We start from the raw sequence: 25,486 nt of genomic DNA, 5'->3' as shown, positions 1-25,486 counted from the left end.
TCGTTTGGGTCCCCTTTCGTGTTTTCATGAGAGGATTTTTCTGTGTCCGACGGCAACGGTGAACGTCGGTCCTTCAGGAGTGGAGGATCCACTCCGTGGTCGGGCCGCAAGAACGAGCGCGAGGAACGCGCCGGCGACAGCCGCGACGAGCGCGCACCCCGCGACCGCGACGAGCGTGGACGCGGCGACGACCGCCGGCAGGGTGGTGGCTACGGATCCGCCGGACGTTCGTCCGGACGAGACGACCGTCCGCAGCGCGGTGACGATCGGCGCCCGCACCGGAGCGACGATCGGCGCCCCCAGCGCAGTGACGATCGGCGCCCCCAGCGCAGTGACGATCGGCGCTCCCAGCGTGGCGACGACCGCCGTTCCTTCCAGGGCGGAGACCGCCGGGATCGCGGCCGCGACGACGCTCGTTCCGGTCGCAGCGACCGTCCCTACCGCGAACGTTCCGGAGGCGACGACCGCCCCCGCCGCAGCGATGACCGGTCGAGCCGCGGCGACGAGCGTGGTCGGCAGTACGGCGACCGTCCCCGTCAGGGTTCGGACCGTCCCGGCGGTGAGTGCAGCTACGGCAACCGCGACGATCGTCGTGGCGGCGACCAGCGAGGCAGTGACCAGCGAGGTGGCGGCGACCGGCGAGGCTATTCCGGCGACCGCCGTGGCCCCCAGTCCGGTGACCGTCGTGGCGAGGGAGCACCCCGTCGTCGTGGCGGTGAAGGTGGATTCGGTCCGGGTCGCGGGCGCGATGGCGTCGCACCGCAGCGTCGCGATGCACGTCCGGACGAGCCGGACATCCCCGACGACGTCGAGGCATCCGAGCTCGACCCGACGATCCGCCGCGATCTGCTGAGCCTGGACAAGTCGAACGCGAACTCCGTCGCCCGGCATCTGGTGATGGCCGGTCGTCTGCTCGACGACGATCCTCGCGCCGCGCTCACCCATGCTCGCGCCGCCCGTCAGCGCGCCGGCCGTATCGCGGTCGTCCGCGAGGCCGCCGGCATCACCGCCTACCACGCCGGGGAGTGGGCGGAGGCGCTGTCCGAACTCCGCGCAGCACGTCGCATGTCCGGTGGTACCGGACTGCTCGCCGTGATGGCCGACTGCGAACGCGGTCTCGGTCGCCCCGAGAAGGCGCTCGAACTGGGCCGGAGCGAGGAAGCTCGCAAGCTGACCGGCGACGAGGCGACAGAGCTGCGGATTGTCCTAGCCGGTGCCCGCATGGATCTCGGTCAGTACGACCAGGCCGTCGTCACCCTGCAGACGCCCGATCTCGACCCCGAGCGGACCGGTACACCGGCTGCCCGTCTCTTCTACGCCTACGCCGACGCTCTCGTCGCCGCCGGGCGGACCGAAGAAGGCCTGCAATGGTTCCTGCACTCCGCAGGCGCGGACATCGAAGGCGTCACCGACGCCGAGGAGCGGGTGGAGGAGCTCACCGGAGAGTCGCCGTGACCGACGGCACCGACGTTTCGGGCAGTACGGCTTCCAGCGACAGTCTGCGTCGGATCTACGACGTCCTGCTGCTCGACCTCGACGGCACCGTCTACCGGGGCGCCGAACCCGTCCCGGGTGCCCGCGAGGCGCTGGCCGCCGGTGACGACACCGTTCTGTACGTGACGAACAACGCCAGCCGCCGGCCGTCGGAGGTCGCCCTGCACCTGCGAGAACTCGGCTTCCCGGCCGACGACTCGTCGGTGGTGACGAGCTCGCAGTCCGCTGCGCGCCTGCTGGCCGAGCGGTTCCCGGCCGGTGTGCCGGTGCTCGTCGTCGGCACCGAGGCCCTGGCCGAGGAGGTGGCCGGTGTCGGCCTCACCCCGGTTCGGTCCGCGGACGCGCATCCGGTGGCGGTGGTGCAGGGGCATTCCCCGGACACCGGATGGGCGATCCTGGCGGAGGCGACGCTCGCCGTCCGCGCAGGCGCTCTGTGGGTGGCCACCAACGTGGACTCGACTCTGCCGACCGAGCGCGGACTCGTCCTCGGCAACGGGTCGATGGTCGCGGCGGTGCACAACGCCACCGGCGCGACCCCGATCGTGGCGGGCAAACCCGCAGCTCCACTGCTCGAGGACGCGATCCGTCGCGGCGGTGCCCGTCGTCCTCTCGTCATCGGTGACCGGTTGGACACCGACATCGAAGGCGCCAACGCCGTCGGTGCGGATTCCCTGCTCGTGCTGACCGGGGTCAGCACCGTCGACGATCTGCTGCGGGCTCCGGCCGAGCAGCGCCCGACCTACGTCGCGGCCTCGCTCACGAGTCTCGATCAGCCGGCCGACCGGCTCCGTGTCGCATCGCACGACTCGTGGGACGTCACGGTCGACGGGGGTGATCTTCACCTCGCCGCCGCGCCGTCGGCCGCCGATCCGATGGAGGCGCTGCGGGGTCTGCTCGACATCGCCTGGGCCAACCCCGGATTCGGACAGGTCCGTCCGGTGGACGAGCGGGCGCGGTCCGTCGTGGACGCGTGGGCGGCGACGGTCTGATCCGCACCGGAGGGTGTAGCCCGGTCGCATCCATCGACTAGCGTGGACGGCGATGAGCACGCCGATTCCACGTCCGGGCGAACACCTTCCCGGCGCACGCCCCACCGTCGATCCCGCACACGTCCGCGAGGAGGTCGACGCTTTGCTGGCGCGTGTCCGCGAGGGCGCATCCGTCCCCGGTGCCGAGAGCGCCGATCAGTCCGTGCTGCTCGAGCAGGCCGACCTGCTCGAACGAGCCCACGAGGTCCTCGTGCAGGCTTTGTCGACCGTGGACAAGATCTGACGTGGCACGCCGGGCACGCGTCGACGCGGAACTGGTGCGGCGGGGTCTGGCGCGCTCACGCGAGCACGCCAGCGAACTGATCGCCGCAGGTCGGGTGCTGATCGCCGGCACCGTGGCCTCCAAACCGGCGACCGCTGTCGAACCGAACACGCCGCTGATCGTCACCGAGGGGAGCGACGAGGTCTCCTGGGCGTCCCGCGGTGCCCACAAGCTCCTCGGCGCCCTCGAGGCGTTCACGCCGCAGGGGTTGCAGGTGTCGGGGCGTCGCTGCCTCGACGCCGGCGCGTCGACCGGCGGTTTCACCGATGTCCTGCTGCACGAGGGTGCCGCGGAGGTCGTCGCAGTGGACGTCGGCTACGGCCAGCTGATCTGGCGCCTGCAGTCCGACGAGCGTGTCCACGTGATCGATCGAACGAATGTGCGTAGCATCGACGCGGAGACGATCGACGGGCGTGTCGACCTGGTGGTCGCGGACCTGTCGTTCATCTCGCTGAAGTTGGTGTTGCCGGCGTTCGTCGCCTGCGTCGCCCCCGGCGGCGACCTGCTGCCGATGGTCAAACCGCAGTTCGAGGTGGGCAAGGACCGGGTCGGCAGCGGTGGCGTGGTGCGCGATCCGGCGCTGCGCACCGAGGCGGTGCTCGACGTCGCGCGCGAAGCGCAACGCCAGGGTCTGCTCACCCTCGGAGCGGTGGCGAGTCCGCTGCCCGGACCGTCCGGGAACGTCGAGTACTTCCTGTGGCTGCGGGCCGGAGAGCCGGGGCCGGCGGAACTCGACCCTGCGGTGGTCGAACTGATCGAGCGTGCGGTGCAGGAAGGACCACAGTGAGCGAAGAGACCGCCGCGGAGGGCGCGGTGCGATCGGGCCGAGAGATCCTGCTGGTCTCCCATTCGGGGCGCGACGAGATCGCCGGCACCGCGCTGCGGGTCGCCAAGATGCTCGGTGAGGCCGGTATCGGTCTGCGCACCCTCGACGACGAGGCGGTGAGCAACGGACTCGGCGTCCTCGCCCTGCCGGGCAGTTTCATCAGCGTCGTCGAACCGGGACCGGAGGCGGCCGCCGGCTGCGAGATGGTGATCGTCCTCGGGGGAGACGGCAGCTTCCTGCGGGCCGCCGAACTCGCGCAGTACTCGGCGGTGCCCGTCCTCGGGATCAACCTCGGCCGCATCGGTTTCCTCGCCGAGTCCGAGGCCGAACACCTCGAGGAAGCGCTCATGCAGGTGGTGCGCCGCGAGTACCGCGTCGAACAACGCATGACGCTCGACGTGACGGTGCGCATGGACGCCGAGGTCCTCGACCGCGGGTGGGCGCTCAACGAGGCGAGTCTCGAGAACAAGTCGCGGCTCGGGGTCCTCGAGGTGGTGCTCGAGGTCGACGGTCGTCCGGTCTCGTCGTTCGGCTGCGACGGTGTCCTCGTCGCCACCCCGACGGGATCGACGGCCTACGCCTTCTCGGCCGGCGGACCGATCGTCTGGCCCGAACTCGAAGCGCTGCTGGTGATCCCGAGCAACGCACACGCTCTGTTCGCGCGCCCGCTGGTAACCAGCCCCGAGTCGATCATCGCCGTCGAGACCCTCGCCGGCGGCCACGACGGGGTGGTCTTCTGCGACGGTCGCCGCATCATCGACGTCCCGGCCGGGGCCCGGCTCGAAGTGGTGCGAGGATGCGATCCGGTCCGCTGGGTGCGGCTCGATTCGGCACCGTTCGCGGATCGGATGGTGCGCAAGTTCGAACTTCCGGTGAAGGGCTGGCGGGGAAGGAAACTCTGAGATGCTCGCAGAGATCCGGATCGACAACCTGGGTGTGATCTCCGAGGCGTACGCGCGCTTCCACGGGGGACTGACGGTGCTCACCGGCGAGACCGGTGCCGGCAAGACGATGGTCGTCACGAGCCTGCATCTGCTCTCCGGGGTGCGCGCCGACCCCTCCCGGGTACGGGTCGGCGCCAACCGCGCCGTGGTCGAAGGACGCTTCGAGATCGAACCGGCGCCCAGCCACATCGAACAGCAGATCGCCGAACTGCTCGAGGCCACCGGCGCCCAGCGCGACGAGGACGGCAGCATCATCGCCGTGCGCACCGTCGGTAGCGACGGCCGCTCCCGCGCCCACCTCGGCGGACGCAGCGTGCCGGTGGGGGTGCTGTCCGAATTCACCGGGCCGCTGCTGACCGTGCACGGCCAGAACGACCAGCTGCGGCTGCTGCGTCCCGACGAGCAGCGCGCCGCGCTCGACCGGTTCGGCGGCAAGACCGTCGCCGGTCTGCTCGACCGCTACCGAACCCGGCGACGCCGCTGGCTCGAGGCCCGCGCCGAACTGCAGGAACGCACCGAACGGTCGCGTGAGCTCGCGCAGGAGGCCGATCGCTTGCACTTCGGTCTCGACGAGATCGACCGCGTCGCACCCGAACCGGGGGAGGACACCCGCATCGTCGACGAGGTGCGGCGCCTGTCCGACCTCGACTCGCTGCGCGAGGCGGCCACCGTCGCGCACAACGCCCTCGCCGGCGACGACAGCGGCGACGCCGACGCGTACTCGGCGGCACTCGACCTGCTCGGCGAGGCCCGCGCCCGCCTCGAGGGTTGCGACGATCCCGCCCTGCGCGAGCTCGGGCCCCGCCTCGGCGAGGCGATCGCGGTGGTCACCGACGTCACCGGCGACATCTCCGGTTATCTGTCCGATCTGCCGTCCGACCCGAGCGCGCTCGAGACCCTGCTCAACCGGCAGGCGGAACTGAAGAACCTCACCCGCAAGTACGCCGCCGACATAGACGGCGTGCTCGAGTGGGCGCGCGAGGCCCGCGAACGCCTGTCCGGCCTGGACGTCTCCGCGGAGGCGATCGACAAGCTCGCCGCCGAGGTCGACGCGGAGGCCGCCGCGACCGCGGAGACCGCCACCGCGCTGTCGGCGGCGCGGCACAAGGTCGCCGGCAAACTCGCGAAGGCCGTGAGCAAGGAACTGTCCGGCCTCGCGATGGGGCGCGCCGTGCTCGACGTGCACATCGCCGACCGCGCTGCGACCGTGAGCGACACCGCCCCGCTGTCGGTCGGCGACCGGCTCCTGCACGCCGGCGAATCCGGGATCGACGAGGTGGAGTTCCGGCTCGCTCCGCACAGCGACGCCCCGGCCCGCCCGCTCGCCCGCAGCGCGTCCGGCGGTGAGCTCTCCCGCGTCATGCTCGCCCTCGAAGTGGTGCTCGCCGGTTCCGAGCGCGGCGCGACGATGGTCTTCGACGAGGTCGACGCCGGGGTCGGTGGCCGCGCCGCCGTCGAGATCGGCCGGCGTCTCGCGCGCCTGTCGCGCACCCACCAGGTCATCGTGGTCACGCACCTGCCGCAGGTCGCGGCGTTCGCCGACACCCATCTCGTCGTCGACAAGGTCGACGACCGGGCCGGGGTGATCAGCAGCGGGGTGCGCACCCTCAGCGAGGAGGAGAGGGTTACCGAACTGGCCCGCATGCTCGCCGGTCTCGACGACACCGAGACCGGACGTGCGCACGCCGAGGAACTGCTGGCCGTCGCCCACGCCGAGCGCACCGGCTGACCCGCCCGGCGCGCCGGGGTGATGTTCACACGACTACCGGCGCGCCTCCACAACCTCACTCGTATACCGGCGCATCATCTCTTGCATGAAGATGCCGGCGCTGCTGTCCCGTAACAACGAAACGTTGCCCGGAGTGAGTGGCATTGCCCGGGTCGACAGGAACACCGCGAAGCTGCTGCGCCGGATCGGTCCCGGCGACGTGGTCGTCCTCGACGCCATCGACCTCGATCGTGTCACCGCCGACGCGCTCGTCGAGGCGGGCGTCACCGCGGTGATCAACGCGTCCCCGTCGATCTCGGGCCGGTACCCAAATCTCGGTCCCGAAGTGATCGTCGCGCACGACATCGTGCTCGTCGACAACGTCGGCACCGAGGTCTTCAAGAAGATCAAGGACGGCGCGAAGGTCCGGGTGCACGAGGGTGGCGTGTACGCGGGGGAGAAGCTGCTCATCGAGGGCGACGAGCAGACCGACATCGAGATCTCCGACCGCATGATCGAGGCGCGAACCGGGCTCGTCGATCACCTCGAGGCGTTCTCGGGCAACACCATCGAGTTCATCCGCTCGGAGAGCCCGCTGCTCATCGACGGCGTCGGCATCCCCGACATCGACCTGGACCTGCGCGACCGGCACGTCGTCGTCGTCTCCGACGGCCCCGGGCATGTGCAGGACCTCAAGGATCTCAAGCCGTTCATCAAGGAGTACTCACCGATCCTGGTGGGCGTCGGCCCCGGCGCGGACGCCCTCTCCAAGGCGGGCTATCGCCCCGACCTCATCGTCGGCGACCCCGACGAGATCGGCACTTCCACCCTCAAATCGGGCGCCGAAGTGGTGCTGCCCGCCGACCCGGACGGCCACGCCCCGGGTCTCGAGCGGATACAGGATCTCGGCATCGGCGCGATGACCTTCCCCGCCGTCGGCACCCCCACCGACCTGGCGCTGCTGCTCGTCGAGCATCACGGTGCGGCGCTGGTGGTGACTGTCGGTAGCACTGTCTCGCTCGACGAGTTCTTCGACCACGGCCGTCGCGACACCAATCCGTCGGCGGTGATGACCCGTCTGAAGGTCGGGCCGAAACTCGTCGATGCGAAGGCGGTGGCCACCCTCTACCGCAGCCGCGTCTCGGGCGGCGTGATCGCCCTGCTCGTCTTCGCGGCCCTCATCGCCGTGATCGCCGCACTCGCCGTGTCCAATCTCGGTGCCGACGTCGTCGAACTCGCCCGGCAGTGGTGGGACTCCGCCGTCGAGTGGATTCGGGGTCTGCGCGCGTGATCTCGATGCGCCATCACGTCGTCTCCCTGGTGGCGGTGTTCCTCGGCCTGGCGGTCGGGATCGTGCTCGGCTCCGGATTGCTGGCCGACAGCGTCGTCTCCGGTTTGCGCGACGACAAGGCCGAGCTGCGCCGCGAGATCCAGGAGGCCGAGGACCACGGCAGCCGGCTCGAGGCACAACTGCTCGCCGCCGACGGGTTCGACTCGACCGTCGGCCCGCGGATCGTGCGCGACGAACTCCTTGACCGCACCGTCCTTCTCGTGACCACCCCGGACGCCGCACCCGAGGACGTCGACGCCGTCGTGCGGTCCGTCGGTGATGCCGGCGGCCGGGTCACCGCCCGGATCGCGCTGACCGATTCGTTCGTCGACGCCTCCGGCACCGACCAGCTCCGCACAACCGTCACCAACGTCGTGCCCGCCGGCGTGGAACTGCAGACCGGCGCCGTCGACCCGGGCAGTCTCGCCGGGGATCTGCTCGGCGCGGTGCTGCTCGTCGACCCGGGCACCGGGCAACCGCGCAGCACCCCCGAGGAACGCGCCCTCGCCCTGACCACGCTGCGCAGCGGCGGTTTCGTCACCTACGAGGACGGTCAGGTCGAACCGGCCCAGAGCGCCCTCGTTGTCACCGGCGACCACAGCGGCAACGCCGAACGCGCCGGCAATCGCGGGTCGCTCATCGCGCGCTTCGCCGGAGTCGTCGACGGCCGCGGCGCCGGCGCGGTGCTCGCCGGCCGCACGGGGGCAGCGGAGGGCAACGGACCGATCGCCGTCGTGCGGGCCGACGCCGCGCTCGCCGCGGGCCTGTCCACGGTCGACAATCTCGACCGCGAATCGGGGCGCCTGACGACGGTTCTGGCGCTGCGCGAGCAGTACGACGGGGGCACCGGCCGGTACGGGACGGGGCCGAGCGCCACCGCCGTCACCGTCGGCTCCCCGGCCCGCTGAGCGTCGCCGCCTGTGACGTCGATTGCACCGGGGGTCGGCAATCGCGAGTCGGGTACGCGCCCGCCCACGGAGGTGTTACCGTGAAGTTCCGTGGGTCGGCAGGCCCCAGCTGTATCGCATCAGTCCAAAAGTCCTGCACCTGACGTCACGGGAGCTTCTTTGCCACAGTCACGCCACTCGCGTACCCCTACCAAGCACATCTTCGTCAGCGGGGGCGTCGCGTCCTCTCTCGGCAAGGGGCTCACAGCGTCGAGCCTGGGCACTCTGCTCACCGCACGCGGCATGCGCGTGACGATGCAGAAGCTCGACCCGTACCTCAATGTCGACCCCGGCACGATGAACCCGTTCCAGCACGGTGAGGTCTTCGTCACCGAGGACGGCGCCGAGACCGACCTCGACGTGGGCCACTACGAGCGCTTCCTCGACCGCGACCTGTCCGCCGACGCGAACGTCACCACCGGGCAGGTGTACTCCACGGTCATCGCCAAGGAACGCCGCGGCGAATATCTCGGCGACACCGTGCAGGTCATCCCGCACATCACCGACGAGATCAAGCGCCGCATCCTCGCGATGGCCGCACCCGACTCCGAGGGCCAGACCCCCGACGTGGTGATCACCGAGATCGGCGGCACCGTCGGCGACATCGAGTCGCAGCCCTTCCTCGAGGCCGCCCGCCAGGTGCGCCACGAGGTCGGCCGCGACAACTGCTTCTTCCTGCACGTCTCGCTCGTGCCCTATCTCGGGCCGTCCGGTGAGCTGAAGACCAAGCCGACCCAGCACTCGGTGGCCGCGCTGCGCAACATCGGTATCCAGCCCGACGCGCTCGTACTGCGCTGCGACCGCGACGTGCCGGCCTCGCTCAAGGCGAAGATCTCGCTGATGTGCGACGTCGACGTCGCCGGCTGCATCTCCTGCCCCGACGCGCCGAGCATCTACGACATCCCGAAGGTGCTGCACAGCGAGGGACTCGACGCCTACGTCGTGCGCCAGCTCGGCCTGCCCTTCAGGGACGTCGACTGGACCGTGTGGGGCAACCTGCTCGAGCGGGTCCACAACCCCCGCGAGACCGTCGAGGTCGCGCTCGTCGGCAAGTACATCGACCTGCCCGACGCCTACCTGTCGGTCACCGAGGCGCTGCGCGCCGGCGGTTTCGCGCACCGCGCGAAGGTCAAGATCCGCTGGGTCGCCTCCGACGAGTGCGAGACCGAGGCCGGTGCCGAGAAGCACCTCGGCGACGTCGACGCCGTCCTGATCCCCGGCGGCTTCGGCATCCGCGGCATCGAGGGCAAGCTCGGCGCCATCCGGTTCGCCCGCACCCGCCGGATCCCGCTGCTCGGCCTGTGCCTGGGCCTGCAGTGTGTCGTCATCGAGGCCGCGCGGTCGGTCGGCATCGAGGACGCGTCGTCCACCGAGTTCGATCCCGACACCACCGCCCCGGTGATCTCCACGATGGCGGACCAGGAACAGGCGGTCGCCGGTGAGGCCGATCTCGGCGGCACCATGCGTCTCGGTGCCTACCCGGCCACGCTGAAGAAGGGCTCGGTCGTGGCCAGGGCCTACGGCAGCGAGCAGGTCTCCGAACGGCACCGGCACCGCTACGAGGTCAACAACGCCTACCGCGACAAGATCGCCAAGTCCGGTCTGGTGTTCTCCGGCACCTCCCCGGACGGGCGGCTCGTCGAGTTCGTCGAGTACCCGGCCGAGCAGCATCCGTTCTTCGTCGCCACCCAGGCGCACCCGGAACTCAAGAGCCGGCCCACCCGCCCGCACCCGCTGTTTTCCGGCCTCGTTGCCGCGGCACTGCAGTACAAGGCGGCTGAGCGACTCCCGGTCGACATCCACGGCGAGAACAGCACCTCCGAGGAATCGGTCGGCTCGACCGCGTCGACGTCCACCGCCGGCGACGCCGAGTAGTCGACATGGCGCAGCGACACGACTTCCGCACCCTGGACAGCCGGCGGATCTACACGGGCGCCATCGTGTCGCTGCGCGTCGACAACGTGGCGATGCCCGACGGGCACACCGCCGAACGCGAAGTGGTCGAACACCACGGTGCGGTCGCGGTGGTGGCCGTCGACGAGAAGGACCGGGTGGTGCTCGTGCACCAGTACCGGCACCCGCTCGGCCGGCGACTGTGGGAACTGCCCGCCGGGCTGCTCGACGCACCCGGCGAGGACCCCCTCGACACCGCCCGCCGCGAACTCGCCGAGGAGACCGGCCTGGCCGCCGCCGACTGGGAACTCCTCGTCGACATCGCGCTCTCACCCGGATTCACCGACGAAGCCGTGCGCGTCTTCGCCGCCCGCGGCCTGAGCGAGGTCGACCGGCCCGAACCCGAGCACGAGGAGGCCGATCTCGAGGTCCGCCGCGTCCCGGTGGACGAGGCCGTGGCGATGGTGCTGCGCGGGGAGATCGTCAACGCCACCGCGGTGTCCGGTCTCCTCGCGTTCGCAACCGCCCGCGCGACGGGCACCGCGACCCGCGCACCGGACGCGCCGTGGCCGGACCGGCCCACCACCTTCGCCCGCACGCGCGCGGAGGGGTGAGCAGTGCTGCCCGGTGAGGAGCGTCCCGCCACGCAGGTCGCTCCGCAGCCGTCCCCGACACTCACCGGGCAACTCGACGCCTATCTCGCGCACCTGACCGTCGAACGGGGGGTCGCGACGAACACCCTCGCCTCCTACCGCCGCGACCTGCTGCGCTACGTCGAACACCTCACCGACATCCACATCGGTGACCTCGCCGACGTGCACGAACACCACATCAGCGACTTCGCCGCGAGCCTGCGCCGCGGAGACCCGGAACGCAACCGCCCGGCGCTGGCAGCGAGCTCGGCCGCCCGCGCCCTGATCGCCGTGCGCGGCCTGCACCGCTTCGCCGCCGCCGAAGGACAGACCCCGGTCGACGTCGCCCGCACCGTCAAACCCCCGGCGCCCGGGCGTCGCCTGCCCAAGGCGCTGACCGTCGACCAGGTCACCGCGATCCTCGACGCCGCCGGCCGCGACGCCGACGGACCCCGCAGCATGCGCGACCGCGCCCTGCTCGAACTGCTGTACTCCACCGGCGCCCGCATCTCCGAGGCCGTCGGGCTCGACGTCGACGACATCCACACCGAATCACGCTCCGTGCTGCTGCGCGGCAAGGGCGGCAAACAGCGACTCGTCCCGGTCGGACGCCCGGCGCTCGGCGCGCTCGACGCCTATCTCGTGCGGGGACGACCCGCCCTGACAACCGGCCGCACCGCCGCGGTCTTCCTCAACGCGCGCGGCGGCCGCCTGTCGCGGCAGAGCGCGTGGAAGGTGCTGCAGACCGCCGCCGAGCGCGCCGGAGTCGACGTCGGGGTGTCGCCGCACACGCTGCGGCACTCCTTCGCGACGCACCTGCTCGACGGTGGCGCCGACGTACGCGTGGTACAGGAGTTACTGGGGCATGCTTCTGTGACGACCACGCAGATATACACCCTGGTCACCGCCGGTGCCCTCCGCGAGGTATGGGCGCAGGCGCATCCGCGGGCACGATGACCGACTCCGCAGGGGACGCGTGTCCGTGCGGTGATCCTGCCGACGAAGCGGTAGCGTTCTGGGGACGAGCCGCCGGGTCACCCGACGGGTCGACGAGAAGACATCCGGGTCGCAAGACAGGGGGAGTACCGAACGTGGGCACACCTCGGCCACCCGCCACGTACACGGAGCCGGAGCACCTCCGGTCGAACACCGTCCCGGTCGACGCACACGGCCGCGAGGACACCGACAGAACGTCCACCACCGAGCCTTCCACCACCTCCGGAACCGCTGCCGAGCCCGATCTCGGACCGACCGGCCGGCCACGCCGTCCCGTCCCGGAACCGGTGCCGTTGTCCACCCACGGACCGGCCCGCATCATCGCGATGTGCAACCAGAAGGGCGGGGTCGGCAAGACCACCTCGACCATCAACCTCGGGGCGTCCCTCGCCGAGTACGGGCGCCGCGTCCTGCTCGTCGACCTCGACCCGCAGGGCGCACTGTCCGCCGGACTCGGCGTCGCCCACCACGATCTCGATCTCACCGTGCACAACCTGCTCGTCGAACCGCGGGTGTCCACCGACGACGTGCTCGTGCGCACCCACGTCGAGGGCCTCGACCTGCTGCCGAGCAACATCGACCTGTCGGCGGCCGAGATCCAGCTCGTCTCCGAGGTCGGCCGCGAACAGGCCCTGGGCCGCGCCCTGTACCCGATGCTCGACCGCTACGACTACATCCTCGTCGACTGCCAGCCGTCGCTGGGGTTGCTCACCGTCAACGCGCTTGCCTGCGCCGACTCGGTGCTCATCCCCATGGAATGCGAGTTCTTCAGCCTGCGCGGCCTGGCGCTGCTCAACGACACCGTCGCCAAGGTCCGCGACCGGCTCAACCCGAAGCTGACCGTTGCCGGCATCCTCGTCACCATGTTCGATCAGCGCACCCTGCACGGTCGTGAGGTGATGTCGCGGGTCGTGGAGGTCTTCGGCGATCTCGTCTACGACGCCGTCATCAACCGCACCGTCAAGTTCCCCGAGACCAGCGTCGCCGGCGAACCCATCACCCGCTGGGCGCCCACCTCTGCCGGCGCCGAATCGTACCGCGCACTCGCGCGGGAAGTGATCCACCGGAGCGGTCGCTGAGCCCCGTGCACGCTCCCGTCCACGACACCGCGGACACCGGCACGGCACCCGATGTGGAGGTCGACGCGGTGGTCCTCGAGGAACCCACCGAACCGGACCGGCCGGAGGTCGAGGAGACCACCTCGGGCTTCCATGTGCGCCTGCGCAACTTCGAGGGCCCGTTCGACCTGCTGCTCACCCTCATCTCGCAGCGTCGCCTCGACGTCACCGAGGTGGCTCTCCACGAGGTCACCGACGACTTCATCGCCTACACCCGTAAACTCGGTCCCGAACTCGGCCTCGATCAGACCACCGAGTTCCTGGTCGTCGCCGCGACCCTGCTCGACCTCAAAGCCGCCCGGCTGCTGCCCGCCGGCGAGGTCGACGACCCCGAGGACCTCGCCCTGCTCGAAGCCCGCGACCTGCTGTTCGCGCGTCTGCTGCAGTACCGGGCCTACAAGCAGATCGCCGAACAGTTCGCCGCCCTCGAGGCCGCCGCCCTGCGCCGCTATCCGCGCGCGGTGTCGCTCGAGGAGTGCTACGAGAATCTCGTACCGGAGGTCGTGCTCGGTGTCGACGCGCACCGCTTCGCCGAGATCGCGGCCGCGGCGTTCCGGCCGAAACCACCACCGACCGTCGGCCTCGACCACCTGCACACTCCGAAGGTGTCGGTTCCCGAACAGGCCGCCCACATCCTCGGCCTGCTGCGCGCCCGCGGCGCCGGCGTCTGGGTCGGATTCGACGAACTCGTCGCCGACTGCGATCTCGGACTGCTCGTCGTCGCCCGGTTCCTCGCGCTGCTCGAGCTCTACCGCGAACGTGCCGTCACCTTCGAACAACCCGACCCACTCGGACATCTGCAGGTCGCGTGGACAGGGGAGACCGACGGGGAGGCCATCGATTTCGAGGAGGACTACGGGTGAACGACGACACCGTTGCGCGGGAGCACGCGGACGACACCGTCGCGCGGGAGCACGCGGACGACACCGTCGCGCGGGAGCACGCGGACGATGCTGCGCCCGAGAGTGACGCTGCGCCCGAGAGTGACGCTGCGCCGGGGAGCACGGACGACACCGCGCGGGAACGTGACGAAGACACTGCTGCGCCGGAACGCGCGTGGGACGGTGAACTTCTCGAGATCGCCGCCGACGAACTCACTGCGGCACTCGAGGCACTGTTGCTCGTCGTCGACACCCCCGCGCCGACCGAGCAGCTCGCGACCGCCATCGGGGTCACCGCCGACCGCGCCGAGGCCGCGCTGCGGCGTCTCGCACAGGACCTCACCGCGCGCGGATCCGGCATCGACCTGCGGTTCGCGGGCGACGGCTGGCGCTTCTACACGCGCCGCGATTTCGCGCCCTACGTCGAGAAGCTGCTGCAGGGTGGCGCGCGCACCAAGCTCACCCGCGCCGCACTCGAGACGCTCGCCGTGATCGCCTACCGGCAACCGGTCACGCGCAGCCGTGTCCGTGCCGTGCGTGGCGTCAACGTCGACGGGGTGATGCGCACCCTGCTCGCGCGGGATCTGATCGCAGAGGCGGGCACTGATCCGGAGACCGGCGGCACGCTCTACGTCACCACGGAGCTGTTCCTCGAACGTCTCGGCCTGGCATCTCTGCAGGATCTGCCGCCCGTGGCGCCGCTTCTGCCCGATGTCGATGTGATCGACGACATCGCCGACAGTCTCGAGTCGGACCCACGATTTGAGAGAATGGGTAGGAACGCGCGTCCCGAGACTCTCTCGCCCGCGGAGTTCGATCCAGAGAACTGACAGGAACCAAGTGAATACACCCGCTCGCCGTGATGGCACACCGGACCGTAGAAGAAACAATCCCCGTAGCGCGAACACGCGCAACACCGGGGGATCCCGCTCGGGACGCGCGGAAGCACCGCGTTCCGGAGGACGCACCGAAGCTCCCCGCTCGGGGCGCGCAGGGGCTCCCCGTTCGGGGGAGCGCACCGACTCACCCCGCTCCGATCGCCGGGCCACTCCCGGCCAGTCGGCCGGAGGTCGCAAACCGTCACAGCCGGCCGCCGGTCGGAAACCGCACCGCAAGGGCACCTCGACCGGTAAGCCCTCCAAGCCTGCCGCCAAGCGCGTCGCGCAGCGCGTCGTTCCGACCGTGAGCAACGCCCGTCCCGCGCGGCACCAGCATCGCGAGGCCGGCCCCGCCCAGCTGCCCGCCGGTGAAGGCGTGCGGCTGCAGAAGGTGCTCGCCCAGGCCGGCGTCGCCTCGCGCCGCGCCGCCGAGGAACTCATCGCCGCGGGTCGCGTCGAGGTCGACGGCAACATCGTCGTCGAGCAGGGCCTGCGCGTGGACCCGGAGAACGCCGTGATCCGGGTCGACGGCGTCCGCGTCGTCATCAACAAGGATCTCGTGCACCTCGTGCTGAACAAGCCCCGCGGCTGGCAGTCCACGATGTCCGATGATCTCGGCCGTCCGTGCGTCGGCGACATCGTCTCCGAACGCGTCGCCGCCGGGCAGCGCCTGTTCCACGTCGGTCGTCTCGACGCCGACACCGAAGGGCTGCTGCTGCTCACCAACGACGGCGAACTGGCCCATCGGCTGATGCACCCGTCCTTCGAGGTGCCCAAGACCTACCTGGCGACCGTCAAGGGTGTGCTCGCCCGTGGTGTCGGCAAGCAGCTCAAGGCAGGCATCGAACTCGAGGACGGACCCGCCTCCGTCGACGAGTTCTCGCTGCTCGAGGTCCACGAGGGCCAGTCGCTCGTGCGGCTCGTGCTGCACGAGGGGCGCAAGCACATCGTGCGACGTCTGCTCGACGCGGTCGGGTTCCCCGTGATCCGGCTCGTGCGCACCAACATCGGTCCCGTGGCGCTCGGCGACCAGCGTCCCGGCACCCTCCGTGTCCTCGGCCGCAACGAGGTCGGGGGCCTGTACCAGGCGGTGAAGCTGTGACCGGCGCACCGGCCGACGCGTTGGTCGTCGCGATGGACGGGCCGTCCGGCACGGGCAAGTCCACCGTCTCCAAGCGTCTCGCGCAGCATCTCGGTGCCGCCTATCTCGACACCGGCGCGATGTACCGCATCGCGACGCTGCACGCCCTGCGCCGCGGCACCGATCTGACCGATCCGGCCGCGATCGCCGCGGTCACCGCCGGCCTGCCGTGGTCGATCGGCACCGACCCCACCGTCGAGGACATCCGCCTCGACGGGGACGACGTGCGCGAGGTCATCCGCGGCGCCGAGGTCACGGCCGCGGTCTCCGCGGTCTCCGCCGTGCCCGAGGTGCGCACCCTGCTCGTCGAGGCCCAGCAGCGGCTCGGCCGCGCCGAGCACCGCGTCGTGATCGAAGGACGCGACATCGGCACCGTCGTCTTCCCCGACGCGGACGTGAAGATCTTCCTCACCGCTTCGGCGGAGGCCCGCGCGCACCGGCGCAACAACCAGAACATCGCCGAGGGTCGCGGCGACGACTACGAGGCGGTCCTCGCCGCGGTGCAGCGCCGCGACCACCTCGACTCCACCCGCGCGGTGTCCCCGCTGCGTGCGGCGGACGACGCGGTCGTCGTGGACACCAGCGACATGAACATCGACGAGGTGATCGCCGCGCTGCTCGCGGTGGTCGCCGAGCAGACTGGAGCGAAGCTGTGAGCGACGACCTGAGTACCGACTACACCGGGTTCGACGGCGACGGCACGTGGTCGGAAGAAGGCGACTGGGACATCGAATTCGCCGAGGGCGGCGACCTCGAGGAGTTCGTCCCGGTCCCGACCGTCGCCGTGGTCGGCCGGCCGAACGTCGGCAAATCCACCCTGGTCAACCGCATCATCGGCCGACGGGAAGCCGTCGTCGAGGACGTCCCGGGCGTCACCCGCGACCGCGTCTCGTACGAGGCGTCGTGGAACGGCCGCCGGTTCATGGTGCAGGACACCGGCGGATGGGAACCCGACGCGAAGGGCATGCAGCAGTCCGTGGCCCGCCAGGCGGAGGTCGCGATGCGCACCGCCGACGCGATCCTCGTCGTCGTCGATGCCACCGTGGGCGCCACCAGCGTGGACGAGGCCGTCGCGAAGGTGCTGCGTCGGTCGAAGACTCCGGTGCTGCTCGTGGCGAACAAGGTAGACGACGACCGTGTCGAATCCGAAGCCGCGACACTGTGGTCCCTCGGACTCGGCCAGCCCTATTCGGTATCGGCCACCCACGGTCGCGGCACCGGTGATCTGCTCGACGAGCTGCTCGCCAAGCTGCCGGCCACGCCCCGCGAGGGTACCGGTGGTGAAGGGCCTCGCCGCGTCGCGCTGGTGGGCAAGCCGAACGTCGGCAAGTCGAGCCTGCTCAACAAGCTCGCCGGCGACGAACGGTCGGTGGTGCACGACATCGCCGGCACCACCGTCGACCCGGTGGACTCGATCGTCGAGCTCGGCGGCAAGCCGTGGCGCTTCGTCGACACCGCCGGTCTGCGCAAGCGCGTCAACAGTGCGTCCGGCGCCGAGTTCTACGCCTCCCTGCGCACGCGGGGTGCGATCGACGCGGCCGAGGTGGCGGTGCTGCTCATCGACGCCTCGCAGCCCATCACCGAGCAGGACCAGCGGGTCATCACGATGGTCGTCGAGTCCGGGCGCGCCCTGGTGATCGCGTTCAACAAGTGGGATCTCGTCGACGAGGATCGCCGCTACGAACTCGGCCGCGAGATCGACCGCGACCTGTTGCGGGTGCCGTGGGCATCGCGGGTGAACATCTCCGCCAAGACCGGTCGCGCCGTGCAGAAGCTCGTCCCGGCCATGGAGACGGCCCTCGAGTCGTGGGACAAGCGCATCTCGACCGGACGCCTGAACTCGTGGCTCAAGGAGGTCGTGGCCGCGACTCCGCCGCCGATGCGCGGCGGTCGCCTGCCCCGGGTGTTGTTCGCCACCCAGGCGGCCACGCGGCCGCCGACCTTCGTGCTGTTCACCACGGGCTTCCTCGAGGCCGGCTACCGCCGCTTCCTCGAGCGTCGCCTGCGGGAGGAGTTCAACTTCGACGGCAGTCCCGTACGGATCTCGGTGCGCGTGCGGGAGAAGCGCGACCGCCGCAAGTGAGCTCCCGACGTCCGGTCGTGAAAACGCGCTGACCAGCCGATTAGTGTTTCGGTCCGTTCCTGTTGTAATCTCTGAGAGCGCTCGGAGAGAGCGCGGACGGGCTGTGGCGCAGCTTGGTAGCGCACTTGACTGGGGGTCAAGTGGTCGCAGGTTCAAATCCTGTCAGCCCGACGTAAACGCCCAGGTGAGAGTAAGTTTCTCGCCTGGGCTTCGTCATGTCCCGGGGGCGTTTTTGCCTGGTCCCCCGGCCGACCGAGCAGCCGCGTCGGTGCGGTGCGCGACGTTGGCTCGGCGGCTTCCTGTGGATAAGGGGACCAGGGCCGCAGCGAAGCGGTCGATCGGCGGTCACAGCCTGCGCCCCTGCCGGGCTCGCGGTGCCTTGGACTTCGCGGCACCGCGAGACGATCTGCTGAGAAGGGCGTTGGCCTGCCGGTAGTCGATTTTCACCTGGGCGAGGGCGGCCTGGAGCCTGAGCGAGTTGGTCCAGGCGTACTCGGGTCCCGGGCACCCCGGCGCCGGCGCACTCCAGCAACAGGCGGACGTTCGCTTCCCGCAGCCGCTCCAAGAAGGCGCCGATATCGCAGCCATAGACCCCGATCGTCATGATCGTGAGCATCGTATGCTCCCCATCTTCCTGCTGCTCGCGCCGGCGAGACCGGCACGAGCAGCAGGAGTGGCAAGGCCGCGTTACGCGACAGCGGTTCCTTCGAGTTCGATCATCTGACCGGGGATCGCCAGCCGCGTCACCCCGAGCATCGTGGTTGTGGGCGCGACGCCCGCGGCGCCGAGCCGCCCGGCGAGCACGCCGTAGTGCGGGAACAGCGCGTCCACGTCGGTGGTGTACACGTTGAGCCTGACGAGGTCTGTTAGGGACATGCCGGCCTCGGCGAGCACGGCTTCGAGGTTGTCCACGGCCAGCGCGAGCTGGGCCGCGATGTCCCCGTCGTGCTCGGGCCGGCCGTCCTTGCTCATCGCGGTCTGCCCCGAGATGTAGAGGGTCCGGGTGTGCCCTGCGACGACCTCGCCCTGGTTGAATCCCATCTCCTGCGACCATGTCACCGGGTTGACCGCTGTTCGTTCCATTGCCACTCCAATCGTTGCGACTGCGAGCGCCCGGCGGCCGGGTGGTCGCCGTCCTCAACGCCCGCAAACTCAGCCTCCCAACAAAACGCGACATCTTGTGTCAGGATTTTTGATAGGAATGAAACTATGCGAGCCGATCGGTTGGTCTCACTGGTGCTGCTGCTGCGCCAGCGGGGTCGGATGACCGCGGACGAGCTCGCCGGCGAGCTGGAGGTCTCCGCCCGCACGGTGCTGCGCGACATCGAGGCGCTGTCCACTGCCGGCGTCCCGGTCTACGCCGATCGCGGGCGACACGGCGGGTTTTCCCTGCTTCCCGGCTTCCGCACGGAGCTGACCGGACTGAACCATGACGAAGCCCTCGCGCTGCTGACCGCCGGGTCGGGCCGCGGCGAGAAGGTCTTCGGCCTCGGCACCGCGCTCGCTTCCGCGATGCGCAAGGTGGTCGATGCGCTGCCCGAAGGCCACCGCACCAGCCTGGACGATGCGGCCCGGCGGTTCCTGGTCGAGCCCGACACCGACCTGCTCTCACGACGGCTGGTCACCGAGGACGTGGCGAGTGGCGTGATGGGCGTAGTCCGCCATGCCGTGCTCACCGGGCACAAGCTTCGCTTCCAGTACACCGCACCGGGCAAGGCACCCCGCTGGCACGCCGTCGATCCGATCGGTCTGGTCACCGTTCGCGGCCGCACCTACCTGCTGGCCACCAAGTCGGGAGAGGATCGGACGTACCGGCTCTCGCGCATGGTGACCGCCGAGGAGCTTCCGGAACTGGCCGAGCGTCCCGCGCAGGTTGACCTCGACCGCATCTGGGCCGAGCGCAGCGCCCAGTTCTTGTCGAAGAACCACATCCCTGTGCTGGTCAGGGTCGAACCCACGCGACGTGAGGAGTTGCTGAACACCGCGCGAGCTGTCCGCGCCGAGGAACCGGAGGAAGACGGCTGGGTGCGTCTCGACGTGACCTTCGAGGACCTGCGGCACGCTGTCTGGGCGATCTGGCAGCTCGACACCGCCGCCGAAGTCCTCGCACCCGAGTCGCTGCGTGCGGCCCTCCGCGACCGGGCGGCAACCCTCAATGCCAGATACGAGAGCTTTGCCCGGTCACCTGCGGAGCCTTCGCGCGGCTCAACGCCCGACAGCCACTAGGAGTGACGCCCACGCTACGGCGAAACTGACGGGCAGCGAAGTTCGGATCGCCCCACCCCACCCGCTCAGCGATCGTCGTGATCGGCGCAGCCGTGGTGCGCAGACATGCTGCCATTCGCTCGGTCCGGAGCATCGTCGGGTACGCGATCGGAGATTGCCCGAAGGGCGACGACGCCGAGGCAACGGTGTCCGACGGCGACGTCTCGTCGTGGGCGGTCCCGCGACGTGCGGTCGGGCGCGTGCTGGCCGATCTGGTCGACCGACCCGAGTACGCCCGCGCCACAGTGGCGGTCTCCTGACACGGATCGCGCCGAACGCTCCCGGAGCGGGGTGCGCACCGTCCACGATGAGAAATGCGTCGGCAGACGGTCATTCTTCGTGCGGCACCATCCGTGCCCTGCGGCACCCGCGAAAGGACCACGATGACCACACGATTCAATCCCTATCTCGCATTCCGCGATTCCGCGCGCGAGGCCATGGAGTTCTACAGGTCGGTGTTCGGCGGCGAACTGACGGTGAGCAGATTCGCGGACATGAACGCCTCGCAGGATCCGAGCGAGGACGACAAGGTGATGCACTCGATGCTCACCACCGACCGCGGCTTCGTGCTCATGGCCTCGGACACCCCGAACGGCATGGACTACACGCCCGGCACGAACTTCTCGCTGTCGCTCAGCGGGGACGACGAGAGCGTGCTCCGGGGTTGGTGGGACGCGCTGAGCGAGAGCGGTCGCGTCGACATGCCGCTCGAGCGTGCCCCCTGGGGCGATCTGTTCGGCATGTGCACCGATCGCTTCGGCGTGTCGTGGATGGTCAGCATCGGCGACCAGCAGGGCTGAACCCGCGCCGCTCGGCGCCCGTCAGCCGAGGCGGGCGTCGAGCTCGCGCACCAGTTTCGGTGGCGCGGTCTGCCGATAGGACATGTCGAGCAGTTCGGCGACCTCGTCCCAGTCCACCTCCGGACGGGCGAGGTCGTACCCGACCCACCCGGACGGCCCGAAATACATCGGCACATAGGTGTGGGGTTCCTCGAGCAGCGCGCGGCGCTCCTCCTCGTCGGGCTTGACGATGAGGGAGCGGGGAAACGGTGCGCGGGTGCCCTTCTCGCCGCCTCCGTAGACCGCGAAGGCCGTCCGGGTGGAGAAGAACGGACGGCCGTGCGAGATCTTCTCGGAGGCGCCGGGCAGGGCCAGCGCGAGCGAGCGCACACGAGCTAGCAGGGGATCCGCCTCGTCGAACATCACCGGATGCGGCATGAGCGGAGCGTACCGAGCGACTACGACAACGGTCGCGAGATCAACTCTTCCGACTCGTCAGCTCATGGATACCGGCGTGCAACAGCGGCTCGACGCCGCGGCCGAGTTCCTCGAACCCGTCGCCGACCGTCTTGCCCTGACGGAACCGGAAGTAGATGCCCTCGAGGATCACCGCGAGCTTGTAGTAGGCCAGGGCGAGGTGGAACGCCATGTCCGACAGGTCGCGTCCACCGGCGGCCTCGTACCGGGCAAGCAGTTCGTCGTCGCCGAGGAAGCCCGGAGCGCGGGACACCGTCGACACGGGGAACTCCGTGTTCTCCCGCGCCAGCCGCTGGTACACCAGCAGCAACGCCACATCGGTGAGGGGATCGCCGAGCGTGGCCATCTCCCAGTCCAGCACCGCGACCACCTTGTCGTCGTCGTCGACGAGAACGTTGTCGAGCCGGTAGTCGCCGTGCACGATGCCCACCTCGCCGTCGCCCGGCAGATTGTCGACGAGCAGCCGGTGCAGCTCGTCGGCGCCGTCGAGGTCCCGGCTGTGCGAGTTCTCGAGCTGGGTGGTCCAGCGCCGCACCTGCCGCTCGAGGAAGCCCTGGGGGTGGCCGAAGTCCTCGAGTCCCACGGTCGCCGGGTCCACCGCGTGCAGGGCGGCCAGGGTGTCGACCATCCGCTCGGAGATCACGCGCGTGCGCTCGGCGCCGAGCGGTTCGAGTTGCTCCGCGGTGCGATAGGGCGTCCCCACGACCAGATCCATGAGATAGAAGGGCGCGCCGAGCACCGAATCGTCCTCGCACAGCAGATGCGAGCGGGGGACCGGTACCGCGGTGCCGGCGAGCGCGGAGATGACGCGGTACTCGCGAGCCATGTCGTGTGCGGTCGCGAGGACGTGTCCGAGTGGGGGACGGCGCAACACCAGCCGCCGATCGCCGTCGGTCACCTCGTAGGTGAGATTCGAGCGTCCGCCGCTGATCAGGCGCGCGCGGAGGGGACCGGAGAACAGGTCGGGGGCGGAGGTCTGCAGATAGGCATCGAGCGCATCGAGGTCGAGGCCGGCGGGCACGTCGTTCATCGAGCTCCTTTCCGTCGGCTCCCACTATGACCGCGGGTGGGGATCCGTGTTCGGAGAACTCCCACCCCACGCAGGTAATCCGGACTGCACGGAAACCATAAATATTCAGAACTCCCCCCTTCGAGGCCGGTGTCACCGACACCGGCCAGGGCATGCGCCTAGCCGCCGGGGCAGTTGTGACGAACTACTGTCGACCCATGCCCGCTGCTCACCCTCTCGACAGAGACAACGTCCGCGACGCGCTGGACGCGTTCGATTCGCGCCGACTGCCGCTCGACGGCCGCCGGCACGCAGCCGTCGTCGTGGCGGTGCTCGACGACGGGAACGGTAAGCCCGTCATGCCCCTCACACGGCGACCGACCCGTCTGCGGGCACATCCCGGCCAGTTCGCGTTGCCGGGCGGACGTCTGGACGAGGGGGAGCAGCCCGAGGAGGCCGCCCTGCGCGAGCTGCACGAGGAACTCGGAATCGACCTCGGCCCCGAGTCCGTCCTCGGCCGGCTCGACGACTACATCACCCGCTCCGGTTACGTCATGTCACCGTTCGTCGTGTGGTCGGACACCGCGGTGAGCGATCTGAAGCCCAGCCCCGACGAGGTCGACGTGCTCTTCGCCGTCACCACCGACGAACTCGACGTCGACCCGCGCTTCGTCACCATCCCCGAATCCGACAAGCCGGTGATCCAGTGGCCCTTCCGCGGTCACCTCGTGCACGCACCGACCGCCGCGGTGGTCTACCAATTCCGCGAAGTCGTGCTGCGCCGGCGGGCCACCCGCATCGACGGTCTCGAGCAGCCGGTCTTCGCCTGGCGCTGACACCCCGGAATCTCCGCTCGCGCGGCTGTGGAAGGCTGGACTCCGCGCCCGAACGGAACGCCGGCGGGGCATCACGAGAACGACCTCACGAGAATACGGAGCGGCCCCACCATGACCGATGCGACCGGAACCGCCGACGCGCGCGGATCGGACCGCATCCTCACCGTGCCGAACGTCCTCAGCTTCGTCCGGCTGCTGGGTGTGCCCGTCTTCCTCTATCTCATCCTCGTCGCCCACGCCGACGTCTGGGCGCTGATCCTGCTGGCCGCGAGTAGCATCACCGACTGGGCCGACGGCAAACTCGCCAGGCTGCTCGACCAGACCTCCCGCCTCGGAGCCCTTCTCGATCCCGCCGTCGACCGCCTCTACATCGTGGCCACCCTCGTCGCCCTCGTGGCGCGCGACATCGTGCCTTGGTGGATCGCGGTGATCCTCGTCGGCCGCGAACTCGTCCTGGCGCCGACCCTGGCCGTCTACCGGCGCCGGGAACTGTCCCCGCCGGACGTGCTCTACCTCGGCAAGGGCGCCACCTTCCTGCTCATGTGCGCGCTGCCGCTGATGCTCGGGGCCGTCGCCGTGCCCGCCTCGGAGCCGATCACCGGACCGCTCGGCTGGGCCACCCTGATCTGGGGGACCGTACTGTACGTGTGGACCGGCCTGCTGTACCTCGGGCAGGCCGTCGTGACGGCACGGACCGTGCCGGCCGGGCGGTGATCCGATGAGCCGCGCGTGGGAACGCATCCGGCGCAATCCGGTGCCCTCGCTCCTGAAGTCGCTCCTCGAGGATCATCTCGACCCCGGCTACGCTGCGTCCGCCGCGGACCGGGCTGCGGGGCGCTCGAGCACCTCTCCGAGCGCGTCGCGCGCGTGGCTCGGCGCCGGAGTTCTCCTCGCCGGCCTCGTGATCGGCATCGCGTACGCGCACAACGCCGACGTGCAGGCCGGCACCGACAGCACCCGCGCCGAGATCCTCGACTCCCTCCGGGCAGGGGATGAACGCATCACCGCGCTCACTGCACAGCGGGACGAACTCGGTGCCGCGGTCGACGAACGACGCACCGCCCTGTTCTCCGACGGAGGCGACGGCGCGACCATCCTCGACCGACTCCGCGACGCCGAGGCCGCAGCCGCGGCAACACCGGTGCGCGGTCCGGGGATCACGGTCACCCTCACCGAACCCACCGCGCGACCGAACCTGTCGGATGCGGCGCGAATCGAGGACCGACCCACCGCGCTCGTCCTCGACCGCGACCTGCAGTCGGTCGTCAACGCGCTGTGGGCGGCCGGTGCGGAGGCCGTAGAGGTCGGGGGCGTGCGGGTGGGTCCCGGGGTGACCATCCGGCAGGCCGGGGGAGCGATGCTCGTCGACAACCGGCCCGTATTCTCCCCGTACACGGTCTCGGCGGTGGGATCTCCCTCCCGACTGCAGACGACCTTCGTCGTCAGCGACGCCTACCTGCGCATCGCGGGGATACAGCAGCTCTACGGGGTGGGATTCACCCTCGCAGAGGAGGATGATCTCGAGTTTCCGGCCGCCACGGTCCGGAAACTCGGCAGCAGTGGAGAAACGGGGTACAGGTGAAGCGACTCGAACACGGTCACGCGCTCTACGCGGTGCTCGCACTGGCGATCGGGATCGGCGCCGGAATCGTGTTCAGCCCACAGGTACCCGATGTCGTGCAGCCCTACCTGCCCATCGCGGTGGTCGCCGCGCTCGACACGGTCTTCGGCGGTCTACGCGCCTATCTCGACGACATCTTCGACGCGAAGGTGTTCGTGGTGTCGTTCGTCTTCAACGTCCTCGTCGCCGCCCTGATCGTGTGGCTCGGCGACCAGCTCGGCGTGGGCACCCAGTTGTCGACCGCGGTCATCGTCGTCCTCGGCATCCGTATCTTCGGAAACGCTGCAGCCCTACGTCGTCGCCTGTTCGGGGCCTGA

Annotated in this window: 29 protein-coding genes and 1 tRNA gene; 25 read left to right on the top strand and 5 right to left on the bottom strand. The window is 70.0% G+C overall.

What is annotated here, in order from left to right; genetic code table 11:
• Window positions 1–24: 24 nt before the first annotated feature.
• A complete protein-coding gene (locus AC6CID_RS15530) occupies window positions 25–891 on the bottom strand; it encodes a hypothetical protein (protein ID WP_498354187.1) in 867 nt (288 codons plus the stop codon).
• Between the two features lie 6 nt (window positions 892–897).
• Here AC6CID_RS15530 and AC6CID_RS15525 point away from each other — a divergent pair, with 6 nt between their 5' ends.
• From AC6CID_RS15525 to AC6CID_RS15440, 18 genes are all read left to right on the top strand, one after another.
• Window positions 898–1,455 carry a tetratricopeptide repeat protein gene (locus AC6CID_RS15525; RefSeq protein WP_006552717.1) on the top strand — a complete coding sequence of 186 codons (558 nt, stop codon included), beginning with the start codon at window positions 898–900 and terminating at the stop codon, window positions 1,453–1,455.
• Window positions 1,452–2,483, top strand: a complete 1,032-nt coding sequence (locus tag AC6CID_RS15520) for an HAD-IIA family hydrolase (RefSeq protein WP_019289626.1) — start codon at window positions 1,452–1,454, stop codon at window positions 2,481–2,483. Before AC6CID_RS15525 ends, AC6CID_RS15520 begins: the two co-directional genes overlap by 4 nt.
• A gap of 52 nt (window positions 2,484–2,535) precedes the next feature.
• Window positions 2,536–2,766 (top strand): hypothetical protein, encoded by a 231-nt coding sequence (locus AC6CID_RS15515; RefSeq protein WP_019289625.1) that lies wholly within the window; start codon window positions 2,536–2,538, stop codon window positions 2,764–2,766.
• Between the two features lies 1 nt (window position 2,767).
• Window positions 2,768–3,592 carry a TlyA family RNA methyltransferase gene (locus AC6CID_RS15510; RefSeq protein WP_024101115.1) on the top strand — a complete coding sequence of 275 codons (825 nt, stop codon included), beginning with the start codon at window positions 2,768–2,770 and terminating at the stop codon, window positions 3,590–3,592.
• On the top strand, window positions 3,589–4,533 hold the full coding sequence (locus AC6CID_RS15505; RefSeq protein WP_006552721.1) for an NAD kinase: 945 nt from the start codon (window positions 3,589–3,591) through the stop codon (window positions 4,531–4,533). The genes AC6CID_RS15510 and AC6CID_RS15505 overlap by 4 nt, the downstream gene beginning before the upstream one ends.
• Window position 4,534: 1 nt before the next feature.
• Window positions 4,535–6,304 carry a DNA repair protein RecN gene (recN, locus tag AC6CID_RS15500; protein ID WP_006552722.1) on the top strand — a complete coding sequence of 590 codons (1,770 nt, stop codon included), beginning with the start codon at window positions 4,535–4,537 and terminating at the stop codon, window positions 6,302–6,304.
• An 85-nt stretch (window positions 6,305–6,389) separates the two neighbouring features.
• Window positions 6,390–7,574, top strand: coding sequence for a putative cytokinetic ring protein SteA (gene steA, locus AC6CID_RS15495; RefSeq protein ID WP_006552723.1), 1,185 nt, complete (start codon window positions 6,390–6,392; stop codon window positions 7,572–7,574).
• Window positions 7,571–8,521, top strand: coding sequence for a copper transporter (locus AC6CID_RS15490; protein WP_019289621.1), 951 nt, complete (start codon window positions 7,571–7,573; stop codon window positions 8,519–8,521). Before steA ends, AC6CID_RS15490 begins: the two co-directional genes overlap by 4 nt.
• Window positions 8,522–8,680: 159 nt before the next feature.
• Window positions 8,681–10,435, top strand: a complete 1,755-nt coding sequence (gene pyrG / locus AC6CID_RS15485) for a CTP synthase (RefSeq protein ID WP_024101113.1) — start codon at window positions 8,681–8,683, stop codon at window positions 10,433–10,435.
• A 5-nt stretch (window positions 10,436–10,440) separates the two neighbouring features.
• Window positions 10,441–11,067 (top strand): NUDIX domain-containing protein, encoded by a 627-nt coding sequence (locus tag AC6CID_RS15480; protein WP_006552726.1) that lies wholly within the window; start codon window positions 10,441–10,443, stop codon window positions 11,065–11,067.
• A gap of 3 nt (window positions 11,068–11,070) precedes the next feature.
• A complete protein-coding gene (gene xerD / locus AC6CID_RS15475) occupies window positions 11,071–12,042 on the top strand; it encodes a site-specific tyrosine recombinase XerD (RefSeq protein WP_052040137.1) in 972 nt (323 codons plus the stop codon).
• A gap of 134 nt (window positions 12,043–12,176) precedes the next feature.
• Entirely contained in the window at window positions 12,177–13,160 is a 984-nt protein-coding gene (locus AC6CID_RS15470; RefSeq protein WP_064061543.1) for a ParA family protein, read from the top strand.
• Window positions 13,161–13,165: 5 nt separating this feature from the next.
• The gene (locus AC6CID_RS15465) at window positions 13,166–14,062 is read left to right on the top strand and encodes a segregation and condensation protein A (protein WP_082937684.1); all 897 of its coding nucleotides are present in this window, start codon (window positions 13,166–13,168) and stop codon (window positions 14,060–14,062) included.
• A 215-nt stretch (window positions 14,063–14,277) separates the two neighbouring features.
• Window positions 14,278–14,910, top strand: a complete 633-nt coding sequence (scpB, locus tag AC6CID_RS15460) for an SMC-Scp complex subunit ScpB (RefSeq protein ID WP_064852432.1) — start codon at window positions 14,278–14,280, stop codon at window positions 14,908–14,910.
• Window positions 14,911–14,920: 10 nt separating this feature from the next.
• Window positions 14,921–16,060, top strand: coding sequence for a pseudouridine synthase (locus AC6CID_RS15455; RefSeq protein ID WP_498354186.1), 1,140 nt, complete (start codon window positions 14,921–14,923; stop codon window positions 16,058–16,060).
• Window positions 16,061–16,092: 32 nt separating this feature from the next.
• Entirely contained in the window at window positions 16,093–16,755 is a 663-nt protein-coding gene (gene cmk / locus AC6CID_RS15450) for a (d)CMP kinase (protein WP_039585988.1), read from the top strand.
• Window positions 16,752–18,182: a ribosome biogenesis GTPase Der gene (gene der / locus AC6CID_RS15445; RefSeq protein ID WP_019289613.1), complete on the top strand. Its 1,431-nt coding sequence runs from the start codon at window positions 16,752–16,754 to the stop codon at window positions 18,180–18,182. Before cmk ends, der begins: the two co-directional genes overlap by 4 nt.
• A 97-nt stretch (window positions 18,183–18,279) precedes the next feature.
• Window positions 18,280–18,353 (top strand) — tRNA-Pro (locus tag AC6CID_RS15440).
• A 516-nt stretch (window positions 18,354–18,869) separates the two neighbouring features.
• Here AC6CID_RS15440 and AC6CID_RS15435 read toward each other — a convergent pair.
• Window positions 18,870–19,265 carry a RidA family protein gene (locus AC6CID_RS15435; protein WP_006552734.1) on the bottom strand — a complete coding sequence of 132 codons (396 nt, stop codon included), beginning with the start codon at window positions 19,263–19,265 and terminating at the stop codon, window positions 18,870–18,872.
• A 126-nt stretch (window positions 19,266–19,391) separates the two neighbouring features.
• Here AC6CID_RS15435 and AC6CID_RS15430 point away from each other — a divergent pair, with 126 nt between their 5' ends.
• A complete protein-coding gene (locus AC6CID_RS15430; protein ID WP_498354185.1) occupies window positions 19,392–20,408 on the top strand; it encodes a helix-turn-helix transcriptional regulator in 1,017 nt (338 codons plus the stop codon).
• Here the strand turns inward: AC6CID_RS15430 and AC6CID_RS15425 are convergent.
• Complete coding sequence (locus AC6CID_RS15425; protein WP_350247647.1) at window positions 20,335–20,523, bottom strand: hypothetical protein; 189 nt, start codon at window positions 20,521–20,523, stop codon at window positions 20,335–20,337. The genes AC6CID_RS15430 and AC6CID_RS15425 overlap by 74 nt on opposite strands.
• Here AC6CID_RS15425 and AC6CID_RS15420 point away from each other — a divergent pair.
• On the top strand, window positions 20,486–20,707 hold the full coding sequence (locus tag AC6CID_RS15420; protein ID WP_019289610.1) for a hypothetical protein: 222 nt from the start codon (window positions 20,486–20,488) through the stop codon (window positions 20,705–20,707). The two genes, AC6CID_RS15425 and AC6CID_RS15420, sit on opposite strands and share 38 nt — an antisense overlap.
• 123 nt (window positions 20,708–20,830) lie before the next feature.
• Window positions 20,831–21,247: a VOC family protein gene (locus tag AC6CID_RS15415; RefSeq protein WP_006552737.1), complete on the top strand. Its 417-nt coding sequence runs from the start codon at window positions 20,831–20,833 to the stop codon at window positions 21,245–21,247.
• A 21-nt stretch (window positions 21,248–21,268) separates the two neighbouring features.
• Here the strand turns inward: AC6CID_RS15415 and AC6CID_RS15410 are convergent, their stop codons facing one another.
• Both AC6CID_RS15410 and AC6CID_RS15405 read right to left on the bottom strand, forming a co-directional pair.
• Entirely contained in the window at window positions 21,269–21,664 is a 396-nt protein-coding gene (locus AC6CID_RS15410; protein WP_024101105.1) for an MmcQ/YjbR family DNA-binding protein, read from the bottom strand.
• A gap of 40 nt (window positions 21,665–21,704) precedes the next feature.
• Entirely contained in the window at window positions 21,705–22,733 is a 1,029-nt protein-coding gene (locus AC6CID_RS15405; RefSeq protein ID WP_217579737.1) for a phosphotransferase family protein, read from the bottom strand.
• 197 nt (window positions 22,734–22,930) lie between these two features.
• On the opposite strand from AC6CID_RS15405, the gene AC6CID_RS15400 reads away from it, so the two are divergent.
• The 4 genes from AC6CID_RS15400 to AC6CID_RS15385 all read left to right on the top strand — a co-directional run bounded on the left by AC6CID_RS15400 (window position 22,931) and on the right by AC6CID_RS15385 (window position 25,486).
• Window positions 22,931–23,548 (top strand): NUDIX hydrolase, encoded by a 618-nt coding sequence (locus AC6CID_RS15400; protein ID WP_217579738.1) that lies wholly within the window; start codon window positions 22,931–22,933, stop codon window positions 23,546–23,548.
• A 111-nt stretch (window positions 23,549–23,659) separates the two neighbouring features.
• Window positions 23,660–24,262 carry a CDP-alcohol phosphatidyltransferase family protein gene (locus AC6CID_RS15395; RefSeq protein WP_217579739.1) on the top strand — a complete coding sequence of 201 codons (603 nt, stop codon included), beginning with the start codon at window positions 23,660–23,662 and terminating at the stop codon, window positions 24,260–24,262.
• Window positions 24,263–24,266: 4 nt separating this feature from the next.
• Window positions 24,267–25,130 carry a DUF881 domain-containing protein gene (locus AC6CID_RS15390; RefSeq protein ID WP_024101102.1) on the top strand — a complete coding sequence of 288 codons (864 nt, stop codon included), beginning with the start codon at window positions 24,267–24,269 and terminating at the stop codon, window positions 25,128–25,130.
• Window positions 25,127–25,486, top strand: a complete 360-nt coding sequence (locus AC6CID_RS15385) for a small basic family protein (RefSeq protein WP_006552743.1) — start codon at window positions 25,127–25,129, stop codon at window positions 25,484–25,486. Before AC6CID_RS15390 ends, AC6CID_RS15385 begins: the two co-directional genes overlap by 4 nt.

It is taken from the genome of Rhodococcus sp. GQ147 (assembly GCF_059759155.1).
This window is presented reverse-complemented; position numbering and strand designations above follow the sequence as displayed.